Genomic DNA, 9,406 nt, shown 5'->3' with positions numbered 1-9,406 from the left:
GGGTCATTCGGCGGCTCGGAGGGCGGCGTGCAGCTCCTGGAGCGGGCGGACCTGCATGTCGCCCCGGATCCGCGCCTCGATGCCCATCACCGCCGCCGCCGCACCCGGCACCGTGGTGATGCACGGGATGTCCGCCGTGACGGCGGCGCTGCGGATCTCGTAGCCGTCCGAGCGGGCGCTCGCGCCCGAGCCCTGCGGAGTGTTGATCACCAGCGCCACGTCGCCGCCGAGGATCAGCGACACCGCGTCCTCGCCCCCGCCGGACTCGTAGTGCTTGCGGATCTGCTCGCAGGCGATGCCGTGCCGGCGCAGCACCTCCGCCGTGCCGGTGGTGGCGACGATCTCGAACCCCAGGTCGGCCAGGCGCTTGATCGGGAAGATCATGCCCCGCTTGTCCCGGTTGGCGACCGAGACGAAGATCTTCCCGGCGGTCGGCAGCGAGCCGTACGCGGCCGACTGCGACTTGGCGAAGGCGTGCCCGAAGGCGGTGTCGATGCCCATCACCTCGCCCGTGGACTTCATCTCCGGGCCGAGCAGCGAGTCCACGCCCTTACCGGTGGGGGTGCGGAACCGCTTGAACGGCAGCACCGCCTCCTTGACCGCGATCGGGGCGCCGGCCGGCAGCGAACCGCCGTCCCCGGTCGCCGGGAGCAGGCCCTCGGCGCGCAGCTCGGCGATGGTGGCGCCCAGCGCGATCCGGGCTGCCGCCTTCGCCAGCGGCACCGCCGTCGCCTTGGAGACGAAGGGCACCGTCCGGGAGGCGCGCGGGTTCGCCTCCAGCACGTAGAGCACGTCGTCCTTAAGCGCGTACTGCACGTTGAGCAGGCCCCGCACGCCGACGCCCCGGGCGATCGCCTCGGTGTAGCGGCGCACCTGGGCGACGTGCGAGCCCGCCAGGGTGATCGGCGGCAGCGCGCAGGACGAGTCGCCGGAGTGGATGCCGGCCTCCTCGATGTGCTCCATCACCCCGCCGAGGTAGACCTCCCCGTCCGCGTCGCAGAGCGCGTCCACGTCGATCTCGATGGCGTCGTCGAGGAAGCGGTCGACCAGCACCGGGTGGTCCGGCGAGATCTCGGTGGCCCGCCCGATGTAGTCACGCAGCGTGGCGTCGTCGTAGACGATCTCCATGCCCCGCCCGCCCAACACGTACGACGGCCGGACCAGCACCGGGTAGCCGATCTCGTCGGCGATCGCCTTCGCCTCGTCGTACGAGGTCGCCATGCCGTGCGCCGGCGCGCGCAGCCCGGCCCGGGCCAGCACCGCCCCGAACGCGCCCCGCTCCTCGGCCAGGTGGATCGACTCCGGCGAGGTGCCGACGACCGGCACGCCCGCGTCCTTCAGGCGCTGCGCCAGGCCCAGCGGGGTCTGCCCGCCGAGCTGGACGATCACCCCGACCACGCCCGGTCCGCCGGCCGCCCTGCCGGAGGAGTCCTCGGCGTGCCAGACCTCCAGCACGTCCTCGAAGGTCAGCGGCTCGAAGTAGAGCCGGTCGGCGGTGTCGTAGTCGGTGGAGACGGTCTCCGGGTTGCAGTTGACCATCACGGTCTCGAAACCGGCACCCGTGGCGGAACCCGCGCCTGCGGCGCCCTGGGCGGCAGCGCCGACCGGCGCGCTCCGCAACGCCTGTACCGCGTGCACGCACGAGTAGTCGAACTCGATGCCCTGGCCGATCCGGTTCGGCCCGGAACCCAGGATCATCACCTTCGGCCGGGCCGACGGCACGACCTCCGTCTCCTGGTCGTACGTCGAGTAGTGGTAGGGCGTGGTCGCCTCGAACTCGGCGGCGCAGGTGTCCACCGTCTTGTAGACCGGGCGGACGTCGAGGCGGTGCCGCAGCGTCCGTACGCCGTCCTCGGCGGCCAGCTCCGGACGCAGCGCGGCCAGCTGCCGGTCCGACAGGCCGGCCCGCTTGGCGCGGCGCAGCAGCTCGGCGTCGAGCACCGGGGCGTCCACGATCTCCGCGCGCAGCTCGACGAGGGCGGCGACCTGGTCCAGGAACCAGGGGTCGATCCCGCCGGACGCGGCGGTGACCTCGGCGATCGACGCGCCGAGGCGCAGCGCCCGCTCGACGGTGTAGAGCCGGCCGTCGTGCGGCATCCGCAGCGCGTCGAGGGTGTTCTCCTTCGTCGCGCCGGCCGGGTCGGGCAGCGTCCAGAACCCGCCCGCCTTCGTCTCCAGCGACCGCATCGCCTTGTTCAGCGCCTCGCTGAAGTTGCGGCCCAGGCTCATCGCCTCGCCGACGGACTTCATGGTGGTGGTCAGCTCCGGGTCGGCGCCCGGGAACTTCTCGAACGCGAACCGGGGGATCTTCACCACCACGTAGTCCAGGGTCGGCTCGAACGCCGCCGGGGTCTTCAGGGTGATGTCGTTGGGGATCTCGTCGAGGGTGTAGCCGATGGCCAGCTTCGCGGCGATCTTCGCGATCGGGAAGCCGGTGGCCTTCGAGGCCAGCGCCGACGACCGGGACACCCGGGGGTTCATCTCGATCACCACGATCCGGCCGTCGGCCGGGTTGACGGCGAACTGGATGTTGCAGCCGCCGGTGTCCACCCCGACCTCGCGCAGCACCGCGATACCCAGGTCGCGCAGCTGCTGGTACTCACGGTCGGTGAGCGTCATGGCCGGGGCGACAGTGACGCTGTCGCCGGTGTGCACGCCCATCGGGTCGACGTTCTCGATCGAGCAGACCACCACGACGTTGTCGTGCCGGTCGCGCATCAGTTCGAGCTCGTACTCCTTCCAGCCGAGCACGCTCTCCTCGATGAGCACCTCGTGCACCGGGCTGGCGGCCAGCCCGTCGCCGGCGATGCGGGCCAGGTCCTCCGGGGTGTGCGCCATGCCGGAGCCGAGGCCGCCCATGGTGAACGACGGCCGGATCACCACCGGCAGGCCCAGTTCGGCGACCGTCGCCTCGACCTCCGCCATCGAGTGGCAGACCCGGGAGCGGGGCACCAGGCCCGCCGGGTCGTCGACACCCAGGCGTACGCCGGCCTTGGCGACGATGTCCTTGAACAGCTGCCGGTCCTCGCCGCGGTTGATCGCCTCGATGTTGGCGCCGATCAGCTCCACGCCGTACTTGTCGAGCACGCCGGCCTCGTGCAGGGCGACCGCGGTGTTCAGCGCGGTCTGCCCGCCGAGGGTGGGCAGGATCGCGTCGGGGCGCTCCTTGGCGATCACCAGCTCGACGAACTCCGGGGTGATCGGCTCGACGTACGTGGCGTCGGCGAACTCGGGGTCCGTCATGATCGTCGCCGGGTTCGAGTTGACCAGGCTGACCCGGATCCCCTCGCTGCGCAACACCCGGCAGGCCTGGGTGCCGGAGTAGTCGAACTCGCAGGCCTGCCCGATCACGATCGGCCCGGAGCCGATCACCAGGATGTGCTTGAGATCGGTCCGCTTAGGCATGTGTGCGCCCCTCGCTCTGGGTCCGGCCCTCGATGAGCTCGGCGAAGCGGTCGAACAGGTAGTCCGCGTCGTGCGGGCCGGCCGCCGCCTCCGGGTGGTACTGGACGGTGAAGGCGGGCACGTCCTTCGCCCGCAGCCCCTCGACCACGTTGTCATTGAGGCAGACGTGTGACACCTGGACGCCACCGAACTCGGTCTCGATCACCTGGTCGGGGACGACCGCCCCGGCCACGGCGCCCGGCACCTGGACGGCGAAGCCGTGGTTGTGGCTGGTCACCTCGACCTTGCCGGTGACCCGGTCGAGCACCGGCTGGTTGATGCCCCGGTGGCCGTAGCCGAGCTTGTAGGTGCCGAAGCCGAGCGCCCGGCCGAGGATCTGGCTGCCGAAGCAGATGCCGAACAGCGGCACCCGCCGGCGCAGCACCTCCCGCGCCAGGGCCACCGGCGCGTCGGCGGTGGCCGGGTCGCCCGGGCCGGGCGAGAAGAAGACCGCGTCCGCGCCGGTGGCGAGCAGGTCGTCGATGGTGGAGCCGGCCGGGAGCACGTGCGTGGTGACGCCCCGCGCGGCGAGCCGGCGCGGGACGTTGCGCTTGATGCCCAGGTCCAGCGCGGCGACCGTGAACCGGTGCTCGCCCTCGGCCGCCACCACGTACGGCTTCTCGGTGGTGACCTCGGCGGAGAGGTCCGCGCCGACCATCTCCGGGGCCTGCCGCACCCGGGCCAGCAGCGCCCGCGGGTCGGTCTCGACGCTGGAGATGCCGACCCGCATGGCGCCGCGCTCGCGCAGGTGCCGGGTCAGCGCCCGGGTGTCCACGCCGCTGACGCCGACCACGCCCTCGGCGGTCAGCCGCTCCTCCAGCCCGCCGGTGGCGCGCCAGTTAGAGCCGATCCGGGCCGGGTCGCGGACCACGTAGCCGGCGACCCAGATGCGGCCCGACTCGTCGTCCTCGCCGTTGACGCCGGTGTTGCCGATGTGCGGGGCGGTCTGCACCACCACCTGACGGTGGTAGGACGGGTCGGTCAACGTCTCCTGGTAGCCGGTCATGCCGGTGTTGAAGACCGCCTCGCCGAAGGTCTCCCCGACGCTGCCGTACGCCTCACCGTGGAACGTGCGCCCGTCCTCCAGCACGAGGATCGCGGGCCTCCGCTTCGTCATAGAACAGCCTTTCCGTCCAGGACCGTCGGCTCGCCGCGCAGGAAGGTCGCCACGATGCGACCCGGCAGCGTCATGCGGGCGTACGGGGTGTTGCGGCTACGGCTGGCCAGCTCCGCCGGCTCGATGGTGCGGCGGGCGGCCGGGTCGACCAGGGTCAGGTTCGCCGGCACGCCGGGCGCCGGGTCGAGGCCGTGCCCCTCCAGCCCGGCGATCCGGGCCGGGGTGCGCGACATCCGCTCGGCGATCAGGTCCCACTGCGGGCCGAGCACGTCGAGGGCGATCGACAGCGCCGTCTCCAGGCCGAGCATGCCCGGCCGGGCGTACGCCCACTCGCACTCCTTGTCCTCCACCGCGTGCGGGGCGTGGTCGGTGGCGACGATGTCGATCACGCCCTCGAGCAGGGCCGCCCGCAGCGCGGCGACGTCGGCCGCGGTGCGCAGCGGCGGGTTGACCTTGTAGACCGGGTCGTAGGTCTCGGCCCGGGAGTCGGTGAGCAGCAGGTGGTGCGGGGTGACCTCGGCGGTGACCCGGACGCCCCGGGCCTTGGCCTGGCGCAGCACCTCCACGCTGCCGGCGGTGGAGACGTGGCACACGTGCAGGCGGCTGCCGACGTGCTCGGCGAGCAGCACGTCCCGGGCGATGATCGCCTCCTCGGCGACCGCCGGCCAGCCGGTCAGGCCGAGCCGGGTCGAGACCTCGCCCTCGTGCATCTGCGCGCCCTCGGTGAGCCGGGGCTCCTCGGCGTGCTGGGCGATGATCCCGTCGAACGCCTTCACGTACTCCAGCGCCCGGCGCATCAGCCTCGGGTCGGCGACGCAGTGCCCGTCGTCGGAGAAGATCCGTACCCGGGCCGCCGAGTCGGCCATCGCGCCCAGCTCGGCGAGGTGCTCGCCGGCCAGGCCGACGGTGACCGCCCCGATCGGCTGCACGTCCACCAGCCCGGCCTCCCGGCCGAGGCGCCAGACCTGCTCGACCACGCCGGCGGTGTCGGCCACCGGCGAGGTGTTGGCCATCGCGCAGACCGCGGTGTAGCCACCGAGCGCCGCCGCCCGGGACCCGGACTCGACGGTCTCGGCGTCCTCCCGGCCGGGCTCGCGCAGGTGGGTGTGCAGGTCGACGAGGCCGGGCAGCGCGACCAGCCCGGTGCCGTCGACGACGGTCGCCTCCGGCGCGTCCAGCCCTGCGCCGACGGCCGCGACGACGCCGTCGCGGATCAGCACGTCGGTCGGCGCGGCGCCGACGACGCTGACGTTGGAGATCAGGTACGAGCTCACCGGTTGTTCCCCCCGAGCAGCAGATAGAGGACGGCCATCCGCACGGAGACCCCGTTGGCGACCTGTTCGACGATGGTGGAGCGGGGCGAGTCGGCCACCTCGGGCGTGATCTCCATCCCCCGGTTCATCGGTCCGGGGTGCATGACGATCGCGTGCTCGGGCAGCCGGCGCATCCGCGGGCCGTCCAGGCCGTAGCGGCGGGCGTACTCGCGGGCGGACGGGAAGTAGGAGGCGTTCATCCGCTCGCGCTGCACCCGCAGCATCATCACCACGTCCGACTGCGGCAGCACCGCGTCGAGGTCGTAGGAGACGTCGGTGCCGGGCGCGAGCGCCTGCGCGATGTGGACGGGGATCAGCGTCGGCGGCCCGACCAGGGTCACCTTGGCGCCGAGCGTGGACAGCAGCAGGACGTTCGAGCGGGCCACCCGGCTGTGCAGGACGTCCCCGACGACCGCGACCGACAGGCCGGCCAGCCGCCCCAGCCGGGAGCGCATCGTGTACGCGTCGAGCAGCGCCTGGGTCGGGTGCTCGTGGGTGCCGTCGCCGGCGTTGACCACCGAGCCGTCGACCCAGTCGGCGAGCCGGTGCGGGGCGCCGGAGGCGGGGTGCCGGACGACCACGGCGTCTGCCCCCATCGCCTGGAGGGTCAGCGCGGTGTCCTTCAGGCTCTCGCCCTTGGTCACGCTGGAGCCCTTGGCCGAAAAGTTGATCACGTCGGCGCTGAGCCGCTTCGCCGCCGCCTCGAAGGAGATCCGGGTGCGGGTGGAGTCCTCGTAGAAGAGGTTCACCACGGTGCGCCCGCGCAGCGCGGGGAGCTTCTTCACCTCCCGGCCGGCGACCGTGGCCATCTCGGCGGCCGTGTCCAGGATCTCGGTGGCGGTGGCGGCGTCCAGGTCGGCACCGGAGAGCAGGTGCCTGATCATGAGGGGGTCCCCCCGTACAACCTGACCTCGTCGGTGCCGTCGGTCTCCGCGAGGGTGACCTTCACGCTCTCCGCCAGGGACGTCGGGATGTTCTTGCCGACGTAGTCGGCGCGGATCGGCAGCTCGCGGTGGCCGCGGTCGACCAGGACGGCGAGCTGGACGGACGCCGGCCGCCCGACGTCGTTGAGCGCGTCGAGCGCGGCCCGCACCGTGCGGCCGGAGAAGAGCACGTCGTCGACGAGGACGACCCGCTTGCCGTCGATGCCGCCGGGCGGCACCTGGGTCGGCCCGACCGCGCGGGTGGCGTGCCGGCGCAGGTCGTCGCGGTAGAGGGTGATGTCGAGCACGCCGACCGGGACGGTCACGTCCTCGAAGGTGCTGATCCGGGCGGCGAGCCGCTTCGCGAGCGGGGCGCCCCGGGTGGGGATGCCCAGCAGCACCGTGTTCGCGGCGCCCTGGGTCTTCTCCAGGATCTGGTGGGCGATGCGGTCGACCACGCGCTGGACGTCGGCGCTGGCGAGGATCACCTTCACCGAGGGTTGTCGCGGCGGCGACGGCTGGGCAGCAGGTGGGTAGGCCACGGCGGACCTCCTTCCCCGCCTCACGGGACGGGTCGTTAAAGGACGTCGGATGCCGGTACCGGGACGCGAGCGGCCCGGACCGGGGCTTCCCGCCACGTTACCAGTGGTCACCGCACTGACCGTCGCCGGCCACTGACCCCCTGGTCAGCCCGGCGAAATGGGGACAACTCCCCCGGTGATCCCAACGGTAAGGTCACGACCACTTGACCAGTTGTACCAATCCCCGTACCGTCACGCTCCGTAGCGACCCCTGGGAGAACCCCGAGCAGCACTGGGAGTGTTTAATGCCCTCTGAATACGCCAAGTCTCTGGGCGCCCGCCTGCGCTCCATCCGTCAGCAGCAGGGCCTGTCCCTGCAGGGCGTGGAGGAGAAGTCGAACGGGCGGTGGAAGGCGGTGGTGGTCGGCTCCTACGAGCGCGGCGACCGCGCCGTCACGGTGTCGCGCCTGGCCGAGCTTGCCGACTTCTACCGTGTTCCCGTCTCGGAGCTGCTGCCCGACGGCAGCGGGGTTCGCCACGAGCCCACCAGCAAGATCGTCCTCGACCTGGAGCGGCTCTACGACGAGGCCTCCGAGGACCTCGCCTACGTCGCCCGGTACGCGCGTGCGATCCAGCAGCAGCGCGGTGACTACAACGGCCGCGTGCTCTCCATCCGCGCCGACGACCTGCGCGCGCTCGCGATCGTGTACGACGCCTCGCCGTCCGGCCTGATCGAGCGGCTCACCGAGCACGGCGTGCTGGTCGCCGACCCGCGGGCGTTCTTCGCCAGCTGACCAGAAACGCGAGAGGGGCCCGTGCCGTCCGGCACGGGCCCCTCTCGTCGTCGTTCGTGTCGCGTCCCGCCTGTTGAGCAGGCCGGCTGTGACGCACGCCCGGGTGTGACGTGCGCCGCGTCAGCGGGTGGCGTACTCGGCGATGCGGCCGAGGATGCCGTTGAGGAAGCGCGGCGAGTCGTCGGTCGACATCTGCCGGGCCAGTTCGACGGCCTCGCTGATGGCCACCGCGTCGTCGATCTCGTCGACGTAGAGCAGCTCGTAGACCGCGATCCGGGCGAGGTTGCGGTCGACCGCCGGCATCCGGTCCAGCGTCCACCCCTCGGCGTAGCTGGCGATCACCTCGTCGATCCGGTCGAGGTGGGCGGCGACGCCCTCGACGAGGCTCACCGCGTATCCCAGGTGCTCGGGTCGGGGCTTCTCGATCCGCTCGATGTAGCCGGCGAGCACCTCGACCGGCGGGCGGTCCCGCAGGTCGGCCTCGAAGAGCACGTCCAGCGCCCGCTTACGCGCCTTGCGGCGCGCAGGCATCTGCTGCTTGGGACCCTCGGCCATCAGGCGCGGCCGAGGTAACGGCCGTCGCGGGTGTCGACCTTGATCTTCTCGCCGGTGGTGATGAAGAGCGGCACCTGGACCGTCGCGTCGGTCTCGACGGTGGCCGGCTTGTTGCCGCCGGTCGACCGGTCGCCCTGCAGGCCCGGCTCGGTGTAGGTGACCTCCAGCACGACGCTGGTCGGAAGCTCGATGTAGAGCGGGACACCCTCGTGGGTGGCCACGGTCGCCTCAGCCTCGGGCAGCAGGTAGTTCGCCGCGTCACCGACGGTGGCACCCGGCACGTTGATCTGGTCGAACGTCTCCAGGTCCATGAAGACGTAGTCCTCGCCGTCGGCGTAGAGGTACTGCATGGTGCGCTTGTCCACGGTCGCGGTCTCGACCTTGGTGCCCGCGTTGAAGGTCTTGTCGACCACCTTGCCGGACAGCACGTTCTTCAGCGTGGTACGCACGAACGCACCACCCTTACCGGGCTTGACGTGCTGGAACTCGACGACGGCCCAAAGCTCTCCGTCGAGGTTGAGTACCAGGCCGTTCTTCAGGTCGTTGGTGGTGGCCATTTCCTGCCTTGATCATCAATTGGCGGACAGACCTGGCAAGTCTACTAGTTGCGTCGAACGCCGCTGTCCGCCGCTTCCCGCCGCCCTTCCACCTCCCTTCCGCCACTCTCCCGCCGCCCGCTCGCCGCCCGCTCGCGACGCCTTCCGCCGCGCCCCACCGTTCTCCGCCGCCGCCGCTGCCG

At 71.9% G+C, this 9,406-nt stretch carries 8 protein-coding genes; 1 reads left to right on the top strand and 7 read right to left on the bottom strand.

Annotated features, from left to right (window positions below; translation table 11 throughout):
* Nucleotides 1–3: 3 nt before the first annotated feature.
* The 5 genes from carB to pyrR are packed head-to-tail and all read right to left on the bottom strand — an operon-like array spanning nt 4 to nt 7,339.
* Nucleotides 4–3,405, bottom strand: a complete 3,402-nt coding sequence (gene carB / locus F6X68_RS26365; protein ID WP_151456802.1) for a carbamoyl-phosphate synthase large subunit — start codon at nt 3,403–3,405, stop codon at nt 4–6.
* On the bottom strand, nt 3,398–4,561 hold the full coding sequence (gene carA / locus F6X68_RS26360; RefSeq protein ID WP_151456801.1) for a glutamine-hydrolyzing carbamoyl-phosphate synthase small subunit: 1,164 nt from the start codon (nt 4,559–4,561) through the stop codon (nt 3,398–3,400). The genes carB and carA overlap by 8 nt, the downstream gene beginning before the upstream one ends.
* A complete protein-coding gene (locus F6X68_RS26355; protein WP_151456800.1) occupies nt 4,558–5,835 on the bottom strand; it encodes a dihydroorotase in 1,278 nt (425 codons plus the stop codon). Before F6X68_RS26355 ends, carA begins: the two co-directional genes overlap by 4 nt.
* Nucleotides 5,832–6,758, bottom strand: a complete 927-nt coding sequence (locus tag F6X68_RS26350) for an aspartate carbamoyltransferase catalytic subunit (RefSeq protein ID WP_121395245.1) — start codon at nt 6,756–6,758, stop codon at nt 5,832–5,834. Before F6X68_RS26350 ends, F6X68_RS26355 begins: the two co-directional genes overlap by 4 nt.
* Nucleotides 6,755–7,339 carry a bifunctional pyr operon transcriptional regulator/uracil phosphoribosyltransferase PyrR gene (gene pyrR / locus F6X68_RS26345; protein ID WP_151456799.1) on the bottom strand — a complete coding sequence of 195 codons (585 nt, stop codon included), beginning with the start codon at nt 7,337–7,339 and terminating at the stop codon, nt 6,755–6,757. The genes F6X68_RS26350 and pyrR overlap by 4 nt, the downstream gene beginning before the upstream one ends.
* 284 nt (nt 7,340–7,623) lie before the next feature.
* On the opposite strand from pyrR, the gene F6X68_RS26340 reads away from it, so the two are divergent.
* Complete coding sequence (locus F6X68_RS26340) at nt 7,624–8,112, top strand: transcriptional regulator (protein ID WP_013285505.1); 489 nt, start codon at nt 7,624–7,626, stop codon at nt 8,110–8,112.
* Between the two features lie 120 nt (nt 8,113–8,232).
* Here the strand turns inward: F6X68_RS26340 and nusB are convergent, their stop codons facing one another.
* Together nusB and efp are read right to left on the bottom strand one after the other, a co-directional pair.
* Complete coding sequence (nusB, locus tag F6X68_RS26335; protein ID WP_172896683.1) at nt 8,233–8,643, bottom strand: transcription antitermination factor NusB; 411 nt, start codon at nt 8,641–8,643, stop codon at nt 8,233–8,235.
* A 23-nt stretch (nt 8,644–8,666) separates the two neighbouring features.
* Nucleotides 8,667–9,224: an elongation factor P gene (efp, locus tag F6X68_RS26330; protein WP_132240163.1), complete on the bottom strand. Its 558-nt coding sequence runs from the start codon at nt 9,222–9,224 to the stop codon at nt 8,667–8,669.
* Nucleotides 9,225–9,406 lie beyond the last annotated feature (182 nt).

Origin of the sequence: Micromonospora sp. AMSO12t (assembly GCF_008806585.1) — a bacterium.
Lineage (GTDB): Bacteria > Actinomycetota > Actinomycetes > Mycobacteriales > Micromonosporaceae > Micromonospora > Micromonospora reichwaldensis.
This window is presented reverse-complemented; position numbering and strand designations above follow the sequence as displayed.